This is a genomic window from Streptomyces sp. NPDC057424, assembly GCF_042803315.1.
GTDB lineage: Bacteria > Actinomycetota > Actinomycetes > Streptomycetales > Streptomycetaceae > Streptomyces.
This window is the reverse complement of record NZ_JBHVCP010000065.1, coordinates 24,424-40,882: the sequence shown is the minus strand read 5'-3', so window position 1 is coordinate 40,882 and position 16,459 is coordinate 24,424. Positions and strand designations below refer to the sequence as shown.

Genomic DNA, 16,459 nt, shown 5'->3' with positions numbered 1-16,459 from the left:
GCCCTGCCCATCAGGGCGCGGGGCGACCGCGCGCCCGGACACGGAACCCCCGCAGCCGCCCACAGAGCAGCCACGGAACCCCCACACCCGCCCACAGAGCAGCCACGGGCTCCGAGGCACCCTGCCCCAGCAGCGCAGCTATAGTGCGGGGACCAGCCGCCCCCAGTGTGTGAGGCCCCCGGACGTGTTGACCCAGACGACCTCACGGGTCCTCGAACCGAGCGACCTGGACGCCGCGCTCGCCGTCCTCGACCGCGAGCCGGTCGCGAACGCCTTCGTGACGTCCCGCGTGCAGATCGCCGGACTCGACCCGTGGCGGCTCGGCGGCGAGATGTGGGGCTGGTACGAGGACGGGATCCTCACGTCCCTCTGCTACGCCGGCGCCAACCTGGTCCCGATCTGCGCCGGCCCGCGCGCCGTCCGCGCCTTCGCCGACCGTGCACGCCGGGCCGGCCGTCGCTGCTCCTCCATCGTCGGCCCCTCCGGCGCCACCTCCGACCTGTGGCGGCTGCTGGAACCTCACTGGGGTCCGGCCCGCGACGTCCGCCGCCACCAGCCGCTCATGGTGACCGACCACCTCCCGGCCGGCATCACCCCGGACCCCTACGTCCGTCGCGTCCGCAAGGACGAGATGGAGGCGATCATGCCGGCGTGTGTCGCGATGTTCACCGAGGAGGTCGGCGTCTCCCCGCTGGCCGGCGACGGCGGCCTGCTCTACCAGGCCCGCGTCGCCGAACTCGTCGGCTCCGGCCGCGCTTTCGCCCGCTTCGACTCGGACGGCAAGGTCGTCTTCAAGGCCGAGATCGGCGCCGCGACGAACCGCGCCTGCCAGATCCAGGGCGTGTGGGTGGCCCCCGAGTACCGGGGCACCGGCCTGGCCGCCCCCGGCATGGCGGCCGTCCTGCGCTACGCCCTGGCCGACGTCGCCCCGGTCGTCAGCCTGTACGTCAACGACTTCAACACGGCGGCCAGGAGGACGTATACGAGGGTCGGCTTCCAGGAGGTCGGCGCTTTCATGAGCGTGCTCTTCTGAGGGGGCAGTGGGCGGGCGGGCTCGAACCGGTGGGGGGAACCGCGCGAGCGATCGCACAAAATCCCGCACCCCGACGACCACCCAAACGTCCCTGTAGGCTCCCGGCATGGACCTGGTGATCGGCCCCCTCGACCTCCCCGCCCACGTAGACGAGGCCCTGGCCGTCCAAGCCGTGGCTTTCGGTCTCGGCCCCGACGAAGTCGCCGTCCGCCGCCAGATCGTCCTCCGCCACATGACCTACCCCGGCGCCCGCGCCCTCGGCGCCACAGTCGGCGGCGACCTGGTCGGGTTCGTCTACGGCATGCCCAACGACCGCACCCACTGGTGGTCCACCGTCGTGGAGCCGTACCTCAGGGCGAACGGCCACGACCACTGGCTCGACGACTCCTTCGTGATCACCGAACTGCACGTCCACCCCGCGTACCAGAACCGCGGCCTCGGACGCTCCCTGATCACCACGATCACCGACGGCGCCGCGGAACCCCGCTCGATCCTCTCCGCGATCGACACCGACAGCCCGGCCCGAGCCCTCTACCGCTCCCTCGGCTACCAGGACCTGGCCCGCCAGGTCCTCTTCCCCAGCGCGCCCAAGCCGTACGCCGTGATGGGCGCCCCCCTGCCCCTGCGCCGCGGATAACCGATTTCCACCGCCCCGCACCCCCCGGATAACCTCCTGCCATCACCTTCCCCCACTCTCGGCTCCGCTCGAGCGGGGGGACCCCCAGCAGCAGGAGCAGAGGAACCATGGCGAACGTACCGGTCCAGCGCATGTCCCAGTTGTTGGCGAAGACGTTGCGCGACGACCCGGCCGACGCCGAGGTCCTCAGCCACAAACTCCTCGTCCGTGCCGGCTACGTACGCCGCACCGCCGCCGGCATCTGGAGCTGGCTGCCCCTCGGCAAGAAGGTGCTGGCCAACGTCGAGCGCATCGTCCGTGAGGAGATGGACGCCGTCGGCGCCCAGGAGGTCCTGCTCCCCGCCATCCTGCCCCGTGAGCCCTACGAGGCCACCGGCCGCTGGGAGGAGTACGGCCCCGAGCTGTTCCGCCTGCAGGACCGCAAGGGCGGCGACTACCTCCTCGGCCCCACCCACGAGGAGATCTTCACCCTCCTGGTGAAGGACCAGGCGTCCTCCTACAAGGACCTTCCGGTCATCCTCTACCAGATCCAGAACAAGTACCGCGACGAGGCCCGGCCCCGCGCGGGCATCCTGCGCGGCCGCGAGTTCCTGATGAAGGACTCCTACTCCTTCGACACCGAGGACGAGGGCCTCGCGCGGTCCTACGCCCTGCACCGCGAGGCCTACCAGAAGATCTTCGCGCGACTCGGCCTCGACTACCGCATCTGCGCCGCGACAGCGGGCGCGATGGGCGGCTCCAAGTCCGAGGAGTTCCTGGCCCCGGCCGAGGCCGGCGAGGACACCTTCGCCGACTGCCCGAACTGCGACTTCGCCGCCAACACCGAGGCGATCACGTACGAGTTGAAGCCCGTCGACGGCTCGGACGTGCCGGCCGCCGAGGACATCCCGACCCCCGACACCCCGACCATCGAGACCCTCGCCGCCTCCCTCGGCGTCCCGGCCTCGGCCACGCTGAAGAACCTCCTCGTGAAGGTCGACGGCGAGATCGTCGCCGTCGGCGTCCCCGGGGACCGCGAGGTCGACATGGGCAAGGTCGAGGCGCACTTCGCCCCGGCCTCCGTCGAACTGGTCACCGAGACGGACTTCACGGCCCGCCCCGACCTGGTCCGCGGCTACGTCGGACCCCAGGGCCTGGACAAGGTCACGTACATCGCCGACCCGCGGATCGCCCCGGGCACGGCCTGGATCACCGGCGCCAACAAGGCCGGCACGCACACCAGGAACGTCGTCGCGGGCCGTGACTTCGAGGTCGACAGGTACGTCGACGTCGTCGTCGTGCAGGAGGGCGACCCCTGCCCGAAGTGCGGCACGGGCCTCGTCCTCGACCGCGCCATCGAGATCGGCCACATCTTCCAGCTGGGCCGCAAGTACGCCGACGCCCTCAAGCTCGACGTCCTCGGCCAGAACGGCAAGCCCGTCCGCGTCACGATGGGCTCCTACGGCATCGGTGTCTCCCGCGCGGTGGCCGCCCTTGCCGAGCAGAGCGCCGACGACAAGGGCCTGTGCTGGCCCGCCGAGGTCGCCCCGGCCGACGTCCACGTCGTCGCCGCCGGCAAGGCCCTCCAGACCGAGCTGGCCCTCGACATCTCCGCGAAGCTGGCCGCGGCCGGTGTCCGCGTCCTGGTCGACGACCGCGCCGGCGTCTCCCCGGGCGTCAAGTTCACGGACTCCGAGCTGATCGGCGTACCGCAGATCCTGGTGGCCGGCAGGCGTGCGGCCGACGGCGTGGTGGAACTGAAGGACCGCCGCACCGGCGAGCGCGAGGAACTGACGGTCGAGGAGGCCGTCGCCCGCCTCACGGCGTAGGACCGTCCACGGCGCTGCCGCGAGCGCTCCGGTCGCCCGGAGCGCTCACAGCCAGCCCGCGAACTCCAGCAGCAGCTCCGCGTCCCGAGGCCGCCCGACCCGCCCCGCCCGCACGCCCGACTCCACGGCCCGGAACAGCGTCCAGCCCCGCAGCCGCTCCTGGTCCACGTCCAGGGACTCGGCGAGCCGCTTCACCCGGCGGCGGGTCGTGGCCGCGCCGGACGGCTGGGCGATCAGGTCCTCCACTCGGTCCCTGACCAGCCGGGCCAGATCGAAGGCGCACTCGCCGACCACCGGGTCTGGCCCCACGGCCAGCCATGGCATCCGCTCCCCGCCGAGCACCTTGCTCTGCCGGAACGTGCCGTGCAGCAGCCGGTGCTCGGGCGGCGCGTCCAGCAGCTCCCCGCGCGCCGCGAGCGCCAGGTCGACCAGCGGGGCCACCTCGGGATCGGCCCGCGCCCGCATCGCCTCGGCCTGCCGCCCGGTCCGCTCGGCCACGGTCTCGAAGGGAAAGTCGGCGGGTGGCTCCACCCACAGCCGCCGCAGCGTCCCCGCCGCCTCCAGCAGCGCCTTCGCCTCCGGCAGCGACCGCACCGACACGTCCGGATGCAGCCGCTCCAGCAGCAGGACGCCGTCCGCGGTGAAGGGCTCGAGCAGCTGCACGGCACCCCGCCCGGCCCAGTGCGCGAGCGCGGCCCGCTCCGCCTCCGGGCGGGCCCGGCCCGGCGCCAGCTTGAGCACGGCGGGCGTCCCGTCGGCCGTCCGCACCAGCACGACCAGGCTGCTGCGCCCGCCCGGAACCTGCACCCGCTCCACGGTCAACTCGCGTAGCGCGACGGCCTGCTGCGCCGCCTCGGGCAGCTTCTCCAGCCAGTCGTCACCGTCCGGCGCCGTCTCACCGAGCGCCCTGACCAGACGCTTCGGCGGTTCGAAAACCATGCGCGAGTCGTTCCCTTCCTGCTGTCCGCGGTGCGTGCCCTGCGCGGGTCACGCCGTCGGCGCCGCCGAGGGCGGGGCCGTGCCGGCCCGCTCGGTGAGCCCAGGGAAGGCTACGCTCTCGCCGCGCCAGCGCACCGCCCGCACCGCCGCCTCCCGCAGCGCGTCGGCGGCCAGAGCCCGCCGCCCGCCGCCCGCCGCCCGCACCAGGTCGGCGTACACCCCGGCCACCCGGTCCTCCAGCTCGGTGGCGAGCCGTACGGCCGCCGCCGAGTCCGGCACCTGGAAGGGCAGCGCGTAACCGGCGGACGCGGCCACCGGTCGGCCCCCCAGGTCCTTCACCTCGCGCACCAGTGCATCCCTGCGCGCCCGGTGCGCGTCGTACGCCGTGATCGCCTCGGTGCGCTGCCCGTCGCCGATCCTCCCGCCGACGACGCCGTACCCGTACACCGCCGCGTGCTCGGCCGCCAGCGCGGCCTGCAGGGCACGCAGCTCCCGGTCCTTCTCCTCGCTCACGCGTTCCCCTTCGTCAGCAGATACACGTGCGCGGCCCCGGCCGCCGCCACCGACGCCAGCAGCCGCGCCAGCTCGCCCGGCGCCCCGCCCAGCGCCTTGGCCCGCCGGTCGGCGAGCTCCTTCTCCGCGGCGGCGAGTCCGGCGAGGGCGTCCTTGTCGTTGCCCGGCACAGTCGCGGACGGGGAGGGCGAGGCCGAAGAGGCTGCCGAAGGAGATACGGAAGCTGATACGGAAGGAGAGACCGAAGGCGACGCCTTCCGGTCGCCGCCGAAGGCCTGCGCGTGCCGTACGACCTCCTCGCGCAGCGGCCGCAGCCGCCCCGCGAGTCCCGGCCGGGCGGCGATCACCGCGTCGTAGTGCTCCACCAGCGCCTCGCTGTCCCGGGACGCACGCGCACGTGCGGCCCGGTCGGCGGCCGACGGGCCGTCGCCGGCCGGGCCGCCGGAATCCCCGCCGGTGCAGCCCGTCAGGGCGAGGGCCGCCGGGGCGGCGGCGAGCAGACTCCGTCTGCGCGGCCCCGAGCGGGCACGCGGCGATGGGGGGAACGGCACGTCAGACGTCCTCGGGGGCTCGTTTCGAGAAACATACGAGAAAGAAGGGACTGTACGGGCTGCACGCCCGTGATCACGGTACCCGGGCCCCCGCCCGGCATCACTCAGCGGCACCGTTCGTGACCGGGTGGACGGCAACACTCCCCGCGACCGGATACCCTTTGATCAGACACGCGACCCATCCCACAACAGCACACGCGGCCGAGGAGTCACCCGGATGAGCACCACCCAGAGCGAGAGGCTGCGAGAGCTACTGGAACCGCTCGTCAGCTCCCAGGGCCTGGATCTCGAAGAGATCGAAGTGGACTCCGTCGGCCGCAAGCGTGTGCTGCGCGTCGTCGTCGACTCGGACACCGGTGCGGACCTGGACCGGATCGCCGATGTGAGCCGCGCGCTCTCGGCGAAGCTGGACGAGACGGACGCGATGGGCGAGGGCGAGTACACCCTCGAGGTCGGCACCCCGGGCGCGGAGCGCCCCCTCACCGAGCACCGGCACTACGTCCGCGCCACGAACCGGCTGGTGAAGTTCCAGCTGGCCGAGGGCGGCGAACTGGTCGCCAGGATCCTGAAGGTCGACGACGAGGGTGTCGACACCGAGGTGCCCGGGGTGAAGGGCCGCAAGGCCACCGCACGCAGACTCGCCTTCGACGACATCGTCCGGGCGCGTGTCCAGGTCGAGTTCAGCCGCAAGGACAACATGAAGGAAGAGGAGGCGTAGCCGTGGACATCGACATGAGTGCCCTGCGGGGCTTGGTTCGGGAGAAGGAGATCTCCTTCGACCTGCTGGTCGAGGCGATCGAGTCGGCCCTCCTCATCGCCTACCACCGCACCGAGGGAAGCCGCCGCCACGCGCGCGTGGAGCTCAACCGGGAGACCGGCCATGTGACCGTGTGGGCGAAGGAGGACCCCGACGACCTCGAGGAGGGCCAGGAGGCCCGCGAGTTCGACGACACCCCGTCCGGTTTCGGCCGTATCGCCGCCACCACGGCCAAGCAGGTCATCCTGCAGCGCCTGCGCGACGCCGAGGACGACGCGACGCTCGGCGAGTACGCCGGCCGCGAGGGCGACATCGTCACCGGCGTGGTCCAGCAGGGCCGCGACCCGAAGAACGTGCTCGTCGACATCGGCAGGCTCGAGGCCATCCTGCCCGTGCAGGAGCAGGTGCCGGGGGAGACCTACCCGCACGGCCTGCGGCTGCGCAGCTACGTCGTCCGGGTCGCCAAGGGCGTCCGCGGCCCGTCCGTGACGCTGTCGCGCACGCACCCCAACCTGGTGAAGAAGCTCTTCGCCCTGGAGGTGCCGGAGATCGCCGACGGGTCGGTGGAGATCGCCGCGATCGCCCGTGAGGCCGGTCACCGCACCAAGATCGCCGTACGGTCCACACGCTCCGGCCTGAACGCCAAGGGCGCCTGCATCGGCCCGATGGGTGGCCGCGTGCGCAACGTCATGGGCGAGCTGAACGGTGAGAAGATCGACATCGTCGACTGGTCGGAGGACCCCGGCGAGATGGTCGCGAACGCGCTGTCCCCGGCCCGGGTCTCCAAAGTGGAGATCGTGGACATGGCGACCCGGTCGGCCCGGGTGACCGTGCCCGACTACCAGCTGTCCCTGGCCATCGGCAAGGAGGGGCAGAACGCTCGCCTCGCCGCCCGGCTGACCGGCTGGCGGATCGACATCCGCCCGGACACGGAACCAGCCGGGAACGGCTCCGGGGAATAGATCCAAGCCGCGCGTCGTTCAAATCACGACAGGTTCCTGCGCGGTATCTGTTCGAATCCTGCCCCAAAGGGGTGAGGAGCGTACGGGGAGGTAGACTTAACAGTGTCTGGCCGGACGCGAGCCCGCGCATGCCCTGAACGCACTTGTGTGGGGTGTCGGGAGCGAGCGGCCAAGGCCGAACTGTTGCGGATCGTGGCGATCGAGGACGCATGCGTCCCTGATCCACGCGGTACGCTGCCCGGCCGGGGTGCGTACGTTCACCCCGCACCGGTCTGTCTCGACCAGGCGGTACGCCGCCGGGCGTTCCCGCGGGCACTGCGCGTCCCGGGACCGCTCGACACAAAGACGTTGCGCCGATACGTCGAGCAGACAACAGTTGCCGAGCAGGCAACACGGTAAGACGTGCCGTACGGAACCCCGTGCGGCTAGGTACCTCGCGAGTCGAAAGCAGGTCGAGATTGCGATGAGCACTCGATGAGTACGCGATGAGTACGCCCATGAACTAGCGACGGTCCGGACGCAACCCGGACCTCAAAGGAGCGAAGTGGCTAAGGTCCGGGTCTACGAACTCGCCAAGGAGTTCGGCGTCGAGAGCAAGGTCGTCATGGCCAAGCTCCAAGAACTCGGTGAATTCGTCCGTTCGGCGTCTTCGACGATCGAAGCGCCTGTTGTACGCAAGCTGACGGACGCCCTCCAACAGGGCAACGGAGGCGGCAAGTCCGCCCCTGCCCGCAAGGCTGCCCCGGCGAAGCCGGGAGCCCCCTCCCCGGCGCAGGCTGCCCGTCCGGCCGCCCCGCGCCCGCCGGCCCCCAAGCCGGCCGCCGCCGAGAAGCCCGCGGCTCCCGCCGCGCCGGCCACTCCCGGCCCCCGTCCCACCCCGGGCCCGAAGCCCGCGCCGCGGCCCGCCCCGGCGTCCCCGGCTCCGACCACGCCCGAGTTCACGGCACCTCCGGCGGCTCCCGCCGCGCCGTCCTCGCCCCAGGGCTCCGGCCCGCGTCCGGGCGCCCCGCGTCCGGCCGGCCAGGCGCCGCGTCCGGGTGCTCCGCGCCAGGGTGGTCCCGGCCAGGGAGGCCAGGGCCGCGGTGACCGCGGTGACCGTTCGGGCGCTCAGCGTCCCGGTGGCGGCGCCCCGCGTCCCGGTGCCCGTCCGGCGGGTCCCCGTCCGGGCAACAACCCGTTCACCTCCGGTGGCTCCACCGGCATGGCGCGCCCGCAGGCGCCCCGTCCGGGCGGTGCCCCGCGTCCGGGCGGCCCCGGTGCTCCCGGCGGCGCCCCGCGTCCGCAGCAGGGTCAGGGCCAGGGCGGTCCCCGTCCGCAGGGTGCCGGCGGCGGTCCTCGTCCGCAGGCTCCGGGCGGCGCGCGTCCGACCCCGGGCGGCATGCCCCGCCCGCAGGGCGGCGGTCCGCGTCCCGGCGGCGGTCCCGGCGGTCCGCGTCCCAACCCCGGCATGATGCCGCAGCGTCCCGCTGCCGGTCCGCGTCCCGGTGGCGGTGGCCCCGGCGGCCGCGGTCCCGGTGGCGGCGGTCGTCCCGGTGGCGGCGGCGGTCGCCCGGGTGGCGGCGGTTTCGCCGGCCGTCCCGGCGGCGGTGGCGGCGGTTTCGCCGGTCGTCCCGGTGGTCCCGGCGGCGGTGGCGGCGGTTTCGCCGGTCGTCCCGGTGGTCCCGGTGGCGGTGGCCGTCCCGGCTTCGGTGGTCGTCCCGGCGGTCCCGGTGGCCGTGGTGGCACGCAGGGTGCCTTCGGCCGTCCCGGCGGCCCGGCGCGTCGTGGCCGCAAGTCGAAGCGGCAGAGGCGCCAGGAGTACGAGGCCATGCAGGCCCCGTCGGTCGGCGGTGTGATGCTGCCTCGCGGCAACGGCGAGACCGTTCGCCTGTCGCGCGGTGCCTCGCTCACCGACTTCGCGGAGAAGATCAACGCCAACCCGGCGTCGCTCGTCGCGGTCATGATGAACCTCGGCGAGATGGTCACGGCCACGCAGTCCGTCTCCGACGAGACGCTGCAGCTCCTCGCCGACGAGATGAACTACACGGTTCAGATCGTCAGCCCCGAGGAGGAGGACCGCGAGCTGCTCGAGTCCTTCGACATCGAGTTCGGCGAGGACGAGGGCGACGAGGAGGACCTGATGGTCCGCCCGCCGGTCGTCACCGTCATGGGTCACGTCGACCACGGTAAGACCCGGCTCCTCGACGCCATCCGCAAGACGAACGTCATCGCGGGCGAGGCCGGCGGCATCACCCAGCACATCGGTGCCTACCAGGTCGCGACCGAGGTCAACGAAGAAGAGCGCAAGATCACCTTCATCGACACCCCCGGTCACGAGGCGTTCACCGCCATGCGTGCCCGTGGTGCGAGGTCGACCGACATCGCGATCCTGGTCGTCGCGGCCAACGACGGCGTCATGCCGCAGACGGTCGAGGCGCTCAACCACGCCAAGGCGGCCGAGGTCCCGATCGTCGTCGCGGTCAACAAGATCGACGTCGAGGGTGCGGACCCGACCAAGGTGCGCGGTCAGCTGACCGAGTACGGTCTGGTGGCCGAGGAGTACGGCGGCGAGACGATGTTCGTCGACATCTCCGCCAAGCAGGGTCTGCACATCGACTCCCTGCTGGAGGCCGTCGTCCTCACCGCCGACGCCTCGCTCGACCTGCGGGCCAACCCGAACCAGGACGCGCAGGGCATCTCGATCGAGTCCCGTCTCGACCGCGGCCGTGGTGCCGTGTCGACGGTCCTCGTCCAGCGCGGCACGCTGCGGGTCGGCGACACCATGGTGGTCGGCGACGCGTACGGCCGAGTCCGGGCGATGCACGACGACAACGGCAACAGCGTTGCCGAGGCCGGTCCGTCGACGCCGGTTCAGGTCCTGGGCCTGACCAACGTCCCGGGTGCGGGCGACAACTTCCTGGTGGTCGACGAGGACCGTACGGCCCGTCAGATCGCCGAGAAGCGCGCCGCCCGCGAGCGCAACGCCGCGTTCGCCAAGCGCACGCGTCGTGTCTCCCTCGAGGACCTGGACAAGGTGCTCAAGGCCGGCGAGGTCCAGCAGCTGAACCTGATCATCAAGGGTGACGCTTCCGGATCCGTCGAGGCGCTCGAGTCCTCGCTGCTCCAGCTGGACGTCGGCGAAGAGGTCGACATCCGCGTCCTGCACCGCGGTGTCGGTGCGGTCACGGAGTCCGACATCGACCTGGCCATGGGCTCCGACGCCATCGTCATCGGCTTCAACGTGCGCGCCGCCGGGCGTGCGCAGCAGATGGCCGAGCGCGAGGGTGTCGACGTCCGGTACTACTCGGTCATCTACCAGGCGATCGAGGAGATCGAGGCGGCCCTCAAGGGCATGCTCAAGCCGGAGTACGAAGAGGTCGAGCTCGGTACGGCGGAGATCCGCGAGGTCTTCAAGTCGTCCAAGCTGGGCAACATCGCGGGTGTTCTCATCCGCTCCGGCGAGGTCAAGCGCAACACCAAGGCGCGCCTCATCCGCGACGGCAAGGTGGTCGCGGAGAGCCTCAACATCGAGGGGCTGCGTCGCTTCAAGGACGACGTCACCGAGATCCGCGAAGGGTTCGAGGGCGGTATCAACCTCGGCAACTTCAACGACATCAAGGTCGACGACGTCATCGCGACGTACGAGATGCGCGAGAAGCCGCGCGTCTGAGCGCTCGGGCTTCCGAGACGGTCCGGTCCGGGGCCGGTCGACGGAGAGTAATTTCCGTCGATCGGCCCCGGCCGTTCGTTGTACGGTTCTGATGTCCCTGCCACGCGGATGGCAGGGCCATCGATCCCGTACCGGCGGGTCATCCGGACACACATGTACGTGGGGACTCTGTCCTTCGACCTGCTCCTCGGCGACGTACGGTCGCTGAAGGAGAAGCGCTCCGTCGTCCGCCCCATCGTCGCCGAGCTCCAGCGCAAGTACGCGGTGAGCGCGGCCGAGGTGGACCACACGGACCTCCATCGCAGGGCTGCCATCGGCCTCGCGTTGGTGTCCGGCGATGCGGGGCACCTGAGCGACGTGCTCGACCGGTGCGAACGGCTGGTCGCCGGCCGCCCAGAGGTGGAGTTGCTGTCCGTCAGGCGGCGCTTCCACGGCGAAGACGACTGACGAACCGAGAACGAACCGGACAGGAAAGAACGGGAGACGGACCAGTGGCCGACAACGCGCGGGCCAAGAGGCTGGCGGACCTCATCCGGGAAGTGGTGGCCCAGAAGCTGCAGCGCGGGATCAAGGACCCGCGGCTCGGCTCGCACGTCACCATCACGGACACCCGGGTCACGGGTGACCTCCGGGAGGCGACCGTCTTCTACACGGTGTACGGGGACGACGAGGAGCGCGCGGCGGCCGCCGCCGGCCTGGAGAGCGCCAAGGGCATCCTGCGCTCCGAGGTGGGCCGGGCCGCCGGTGTGAAGTTCACGCCGACCCTGGCCTTCGTCATGGACGCCCTCCCGGACAACGCCCGCGCCATCGAGGACCTCCTCGACAAGGCGCGCATGTCCGACGAGAAGGTGCGCGAGGCGTCCGCGGGCGCGAAGTACGCCGGCGACGCCGACCCGTACCGCAAGCCCGACGAGGACGACGAGACGGACGACAGCGCCGAATGACCCAGAAGCACACCACGCCCGACGGCCTTGTCATCGTCGACAAGCCGTCGGGCTTCACTTCGCACGACGTCGTCGCCAAGATGCGCGGCATCGCCAGGACGCGACGCGTCGGGCACGCCGGCACCCTCGACCCGATGGCCACGGGCGTCCTCGTCCTCGGTGTCGAGAAGGCCACCAAGCTCCTCGGCCACCTCGCGCTGACGGAGAAGGAGTACCTGGGCACCATCCGGCTCGGGCAGAACACCCTCACCGACGACGCCGAGGGAGAGACCACCTCCTCCACGGACGCCTCCAAGGTCACCCGTGACGCCATCGACGCCGGGATCGCCGAGCTGACCGGCGACATCATGCAGGTGCCGTCCAAGGTCAGCGCCATCAAGATCAACGGCGTGCGGTCCTACAAGCGGGCCCGGGAGGGCGAGGAGTTCGAGATCCCGGCCCGGCCCGTCACGGTCTCCTCCTTCGGGGTCTACGACGTCCGGGACGCCGTCGCCGACGACGGCACGGCCGTACTCGACCTGGTCGTCTCGGTCGTCTGCTCCTCCGGTACGTACATCAGGGCCCTGGCCCGCGACCTGGGCGCCGGCCTCGGCGTCGGCGGTCACCTCACCGCGCTGCGCCGCACCCGCGTCGGCCCCTACAAACTGGACACGGCCCGCACCCTCGACCAGCTCCAGCAGGAGCTGACCGTGATGCCGATCGCGGACGCCGCCGCGGCCGCGTTCCCCCGCTGGGACGTCGACACCCGGCGGGCCGGGCTGCTCACCAACGGCGTACGGCTGGAGATGCCCGAGACGTACGCGGGCTCCGGCCCCGTCGCCGTCTTCGACCCGGAGGGCCGCTTCCTCGCCCTCGTCGAGGAGCAGCGGGGCAAGGCCAAGAGCCTCGCCGTCTTCGCCTGACGGTGGAACCGGGGGCCGGTGCCCGCCCGTGGAGCGGCGGCCACGGGGCACCCCCACTGCCGCCGCTCCACGGTCCCCCCTCGGTTCCCCCACCCCTAGGGTGTATCCAGCCGTCCCCGTTCCTTCACCCGTCCGTGCGGGCGCTCGGAGTGAACCGGGGGAGCGGAAGGGGGCGCTTTCGCAGAGCGATCTGTCCCGCTGATCATCCCGCCCCTACTGTCGAACACGAGGGCACGGGTGTACGGCGGGGAGGCTCGACGATGGCGTCGCGGAACCGGTCCCGGGAGACGGAGGACAGCCCACAAGGCTCCCCGGACCGCCCCGGAACAGCAGGACACGAGGACGGGGCGGTCTCCGGCGACGCCCTCGTCCGTATCCACGATCCGGCCGGCCGCCCCCGCGGCACCGGCTTCCTCGCCGACCACCACGGCACGCTGATCACCAGCCACGAGGCCGTCGACGGCCTGCCCCGGATCGTCCTGTACGGCGCCGGGGACCGCCGCCGGGTCGTGGGCGCCGACGCGGTCACCCCGCTGCCCGCCCTGGACCTGGCCCTCGTACGGACCGGGGGACTCGGCGTGCCGCCGCTGCCCGTCACCGTCCGGGCCGGGGCCGGGGCCGGCGCCTATGTGCGGATCGCCGCCGGCGGCTGGCGCGAGGCGCGGGTGCTGGGCCCGGCCTCCGTGACCTACGCGGCCACGGACCGCTCCCACCGCCTCGACGCGCTGGAGCTGGCCGTCGGCACGGCGGGGCGGGACGCGCTGCGGCTGGGCGGCGGAGCGGCCGGCGGCCCCGTGCTCGACGCCGCGACCGGCGCCGTCGTCGGAGTGCTCGGCACCGCCCTCAGCTCCGGTCACCGCGACGTCGGATTCGCCGTACCGCTGTGTGCCCGGATCCCCGGAGCGGCGGGGCCGCTGGCCGAACTGCTCGCCGAGAACGCGGCGACGGTTCCCGCCTACGGGGCCGATCTGAACCTCGCCGGGGTGCTGGAGCTGACCGGCACGTCGGTGGGGCTGGACGGCCCACCCGGCGGGACCGGTGTCCCGGAGCCGGTCGAACGCGCCGGTGCGGCCGCCGAGTTCGACGCGTTCGCGGCAGGCCGGGCAACCGTCCTCGGCCTCACCGGGGCGCCCGGCAGCGGTCGCACGACGGAACTCGCCGCGCTCGCCGCGCGCCGCGCCCGCAGCGGGCATCCCACGCTGTGGCTGCGCGGCTGCGACCTGCGGGAGGACGACATCTCGCTGGCGGACGCGGTACACCGGGCGCTGGCCCGGGCCGTCGCCGTGCCGGTCGCCGCCCGCGCCCCCTTCCCCGACGGCCCGGGCGACACCACGCCCGAGCGCCTCGCCGGCCTGGCCCGTGACCTCGGCCGTCCCCTGCTGCTCCTCCTCGACGGCCCCGAGGAGATGCCGGCCGTCCTGACCCGCCGCCTGCCCGACTGGACGGACGGGACCGTGCGGTGGCTGGAGGCGGCGGGAGCACGGCTGGCCGTGGCGTGCCGGACGGAGTACTGGGAGGAGGTGGCGGAGCTGCTGCGGCGGCCCGCGCGGGTGCGTCTCGGCGACCTCACCGAGGACGAGGCCCGGGAAGCACGCCTGCGGCACGGTGTCCCGGAGAGCGCCCTGGCCGACGCCGACGCCCGGCACCCCCTCACCCTCCGTCTCCTCGCCGAGATCCGGTCCGCGCTCACCGGCACCCCGGACCTCCCCATGGGCACCCTCGACCGGCACGAGGTCTTCTCCGCCCACCTGGACCTGATGTCCCTGCGCATCGCCGACCGGCTGGCCGCCGGCAACGGCCTGCACGGCACTGCCGTACGCCGGCTGGCCGCCCGGGTCGCCGGGCAGGTGCACGAGGCCGCCCGGCGCAGCCTCGGCCCGGGGCCGGGAGACCTGGACCGGGAGGCGTTCGAGGCGGTGTTCCCGTGGGGGCCCGCCCCGGCGCGACTCGGCGGCTGCTCGGGCTGGGCGTCGGCCGTGCTCGCCGAGGGGCTGCTCGTGCCCGCCGGACCCGGCTACCGCTTCGCGCACGAGGGGCTCGCCGACTGGCTTCAGGGCACCCACCTCGACCTCGACGAGGCTCTGCGCGTCCTCGTCCACCGGGGCGAGGACGCGCAGTCCGACCCCGTGCCGCATCACCGCATCGGGCCGGTCGTCCAGGCCTTGCTGTACCTCGCCCGCCAGCACGGCGCCGGTCAACTGGCCTCCCGGCTGGCGGACCTGGTGCACGCCCTGGACGCCGATCCACGGTCCTGGTGGGCCGCCCGGCTGCTCGCCGGGACGCTCTCGGCACTCCCCGACGCGACGCCGTACTCGGAGGTGCTGCGGCTGCTCGCCGACCGGATCGTGGCCTGGCGGCGGCAGCAGCGGCCCGTACCGGAGGAGGTCGGGCCCCCCTTCTGGACCGGCGTACGGCTCCCGGAGGAGGCGCGCTGCGCGCTGCTGCGGCGGCTGATCCACGCCGACGGCCCGCCGTGCGAGACCGGGCCCCGCTTCCTGGACGCCGTCGCCGGACTCCTCGCCGCCAACCCCACCGCCGTACAACCACAGCTCGCCGGCTGGTTCGACGACGAGCAGCCGCTGCCCGCCACCCCGCACGCGACCGTCGCCACGGCCGCGCAGGCGCTGCTGCACACCCACCGCCACGGTGCCCTGGACGATCTGACGGACGTGCTCGTCGACCGGGGCCACCGGCGGGCCGACGAACTTCTGGCCGTGCTGGCCGAGGAGGAGCCGTCGGCGGTGTGCCGGGCCGTCGACCGGTGGGCGCGCGACGAGCGACCCGCGCGGCGGAGCGCCGCGGTGGCGCACGGACTGCGCGTCGCGCCGCACGTGAGCACCGGAGGCGATCGCGCCCTCCTGCGCTACGCGGCCCTCACCCTGCTCGCCCGCCCCGCCGACCGCGCCCTGCACGGCGGCGCACTCGCCCTCCTCGTCCAGGACCCGCACACCAGGGCCCGCTACCTCCCGCGGGCGCTGGAGTACTTCGCGGCGGGCGACCCGCGGTTCTCGCCGGACGCACTGGCCGGAGCCCTCCTGTCCGACCCCGAGCCGGTGTTGGGGGCCTTCGCGGCCCGGCTGGAGCGGCCGGCCGCGGAGGAGGCGCTGCGGGCACTCGCCGACGCCACCCCGCCGGGCCTGGCCCGGCGGGTCGCCGCGCTGCTGTGCCGGGCGGCTCAGCTCCGGCCGGAACTCTCCGGGCAGCTGGCCGCGTACGCGGACCAGCGGCTCGACCGGGGCCACGCCGCCCGGCCGGTGCTCCTGCCGCTGGTCACCGGCCTGCTGGAGGACGGTCCGGTGCGGCTGCGCTGCGCCCTCGCCGCCGTCCTGACCCCGCCCGGCATCCCCGCCTCGCGTCCGCTGCGCCGCGAACTGCGCGACGCGCTCCTCGCGCGCGAGCACGACACCGACGTCCTGGACGCGCTGCTGCAGGCCGCCGCCCGCAACGGTGGTGACGACCTGCGCGACCTCGTCCACCGCATCGGCCTGCTCCTCGTGCGCACTCCGGAGGGCGCCACCCGCTTCGACCGGGCTCTGGTCGACCTGGGCCGGCACGTGCCGGGCTTCGCCGCCCGCGCGGCCGCCTGGCTGGCCGAGGCGCCCGAGGAATGGGCGGCGCTGGTCGGCCCGAGTTCCCACCGGATGATCGAGAACCTGGCGGACGCGGGCGTCCCCGTGTGACCGGCCTCCCGGGCGCCGGTCCGCAGTACGGTGTCGTGCGCCCTGTCACAGCCCCCATGCCGATGCGGGCGGGAGGCACCCGGC

The 16,459-nt window shown here is 73.2% G+C and carries 14 protein-coding genes; 11 read left to right on the top strand and 3 right to left on the bottom strand.

Features of this window, described 5'->3' with window-relative positions; translation table 11 throughout:
* Window positions 1-184 precede the first annotated feature (184 nt).
* From ACFU3E_RS33240 to ACFU3E_RS33230, 3 genes are all read left to right on the top strand, one after another.
* Window positions 185-1,033, top strand: coding sequence for a GNAT family N-acetyltransferase (locus ACFU3E_RS33240; RefSeq protein ID WP_384166815.1), 849 nt, complete (start codon window positions 185-187; stop codon window positions 1,031-1,033).
* Between the two features lie 106 nt (window positions 1,034-1,139).
* Window positions 1,140-1,670, top strand: a complete 531-nt coding sequence (locus ACFU3E_RS33235; protein ID WP_384166813.1) for a GNAT family N-acetyltransferase — start codon at window positions 1,140-1,142, stop codon at window positions 1,668-1,670.
* A gap of 107 nt (window positions 1,671-1,777) precedes the next feature.
* A complete protein-coding gene (locus ACFU3E_RS33230) occupies window positions 1,778-3,478 on the top strand; it encodes a proline--tRNA ligase (protein WP_384166810.1) in 1,701 nt (566 codons plus the stop codon).
* A 45-nt stretch (window positions 3,479-3,523) separates the two neighbouring features.
* On the opposite strand, the gene ACFU3E_RS33225 is transcribed toward ACFU3E_RS33230, so the two are convergent.
* Genes ACFU3E_RS33225 through ACFU3E_RS33215 form a run of 3 tightly spaced genes read right to left on the bottom strand, consistent with a single transcriptional unit; the run spans window position 3,524 to window position 5,481 of the window.
* Window positions 3,524-4,417 (bottom strand): aminoglycoside phosphotransferase family protein, encoded by an 894-nt coding sequence (locus tag ACFU3E_RS33225; RefSeq protein WP_384166807.1) that lies wholly within the window; start codon window positions 4,415-4,417, stop codon window positions 3,524-3,526.
* Window positions 4,418-4,465: 48 nt separating this feature from the next.
* Window positions 4,466-4,930, bottom strand: a complete 465-nt coding sequence (locus ACFU3E_RS33220) for a ferritin-like domain-containing protein (RefSeq protein WP_384166804.1) — start codon at window positions 4,928-4,930, stop codon at window positions 4,466-4,468.
* Window positions 4,927-5,481: a hypothetical protein gene (locus tag ACFU3E_RS33215; protein WP_384166801.1), complete on the bottom strand. Its 555-nt coding sequence runs from the start codon at window positions 5,479-5,481 to the stop codon at window positions 4,927-4,929. The genes ACFU3E_RS33220 and ACFU3E_RS33215 overlap by 4 nt, the downstream gene beginning before the upstream one ends.
* Window positions 5,482-5,698: 217 nt before the next feature.
* Between ACFU3E_RS33215 and rimP the strand changes: the two genes are divergently transcribed.
* From rimP to ACFU3E_RS33175, 8 genes are all read left to right on the top strand, one after another.
* Window positions 5,699-6,199 carry a ribosome maturation factor RimP gene (gene rimP / locus ACFU3E_RS33210; RefSeq protein WP_384166798.1) on the top strand — a complete coding sequence of 167 codons (501 nt, stop codon included), beginning with the start codon at window positions 5,699-5,701 and terminating at the stop codon, window positions 6,197-6,199.
* A 2-nt stretch (window positions 6,200-6,201) separates the two neighbouring features.
* Window positions 6,202-7,200: a transcription termination factor NusA gene (gene nusA / locus ACFU3E_RS33205; RefSeq protein ID WP_384166795.1), complete on the top strand. Its 999-nt coding sequence runs from the start codon at window positions 6,202-6,204 to the stop codon at window positions 7,198-7,200.
* A gap of 102 nt (window positions 7,201-7,302) precedes the next feature.
* Window positions 7,303-7,599 (top strand): YlxR family protein, encoded by a 297-nt coding sequence (locus tag ACFU3E_RS33200; RefSeq protein ID WP_384166793.1) that lies wholly within the window; start codon window positions 7,303-7,305, stop codon window positions 7,597-7,599.
* Window positions 7,600-7,744: 145 nt separating this feature from the next.
* On the top strand, window positions 7,745-10,849 hold the full coding sequence (gene infB, locus ACFU3E_RS33195; protein WP_384166791.1) for a translation initiation factor IF-2: 3,105 nt from the start codon (window positions 7,745-7,747) through the stop codon (window positions 10,847-10,849).
* 153 nt (window positions 10,850-11,002) lie between these two features.
* Window positions 11,003-11,296, top strand: coding sequence for a DUF503 domain-containing protein (locus ACFU3E_RS33190; RefSeq protein WP_384166789.1), 294 nt, complete (start codon window positions 11,003-11,005; stop codon window positions 11,294-11,296).
* Window positions 11,297-11,340: 44 nt separating this feature from the next.
* Entirely contained in the window at window positions 11,341-11,793 is a 453-nt protein-coding gene (gene rbfA / locus ACFU3E_RS33185; protein WP_102912767.1) for a 30S ribosome-binding factor RbfA, read from the top strand.
* Window positions 11,790-12,695 carry a tRNA pseudouridine(55) synthase TruB gene (gene truB, locus ACFU3E_RS33180; protein ID WP_384166786.1) on the top strand — a complete coding sequence of 302 codons (906 nt, stop codon included), beginning with the start codon at window positions 11,790-11,792 and terminating at the stop codon, window positions 12,693-12,695. Before rbfA ends, truB begins: the two co-directional genes overlap by 4 nt.
* A 260-nt stretch (window positions 12,696-12,955) precedes the next feature.
* On the top strand, window positions 12,956-16,375 hold the full coding sequence (locus ACFU3E_RS33175) for a trypsin-like peptidase domain-containing protein (RefSeq protein ID WP_384166784.1): 3,420 nt from the start codon (window positions 12,956-12,958) through the stop codon (window positions 16,373-16,375).
* Window positions 16,376-16,459: the final 84 nt, after the last annotated feature.

What these genes read in the sequence shown, in the direction of transcription:
- ACFU3E_RS33235 (WP_384166813.1), top strand. Translation starts at nt 1,140, where the DNA reads ATGGACCTGGTGATCGGCCCCCTCGACCTCCCCGCCCACGTAGACGAG.
- ACFU3E_RS33230 (WP_384166810.1), top strand. Translation starts at nt 1,778, where the DNA reads ATGGCGAACGTACCGGTCCAGCGCATGTCCCAGTTGTTGGCGAAGACG.
- ACFU3E_RS33225 (WP_384166807.1), bottom strand. Translation starts at nt 4,417, where the DNA reads ATGGTTTTCGAACCGCCGAAGCGTCTGGTCAGGGCGCTCGGTGAGACG.
- rimP (WP_384166798.1), top strand. Translation starts at nt 5,699, where the DNA reads ATGAGCACCACCCAGAGCGAGAGGCTGCGAGAGCTACTGGAACCGCTC.
- ACFU3E_RS33190 (WP_384166789.1), top strand. Translation starts at nt 11,003, where the DNA reads ATGTACGTGGGGACTCTGTCCTTCGACCTGCTCCTCGGCGACGTACGG.
- truB (WP_384166786.1), top strand. Translation starts at nt 11,790, where the DNA reads ATGACCCAGAAGCACACCACGCCCGACGGCCTTGTCATCGTCGACAAG.
- ACFU3E_RS33175 (WP_384166784.1), top strand. Translation starts at nt 12,956, where the DNA reads ATGGCGTCGCGGAACCGGTCCCGGGAGACGGAGGACAGCCCACAAGGC.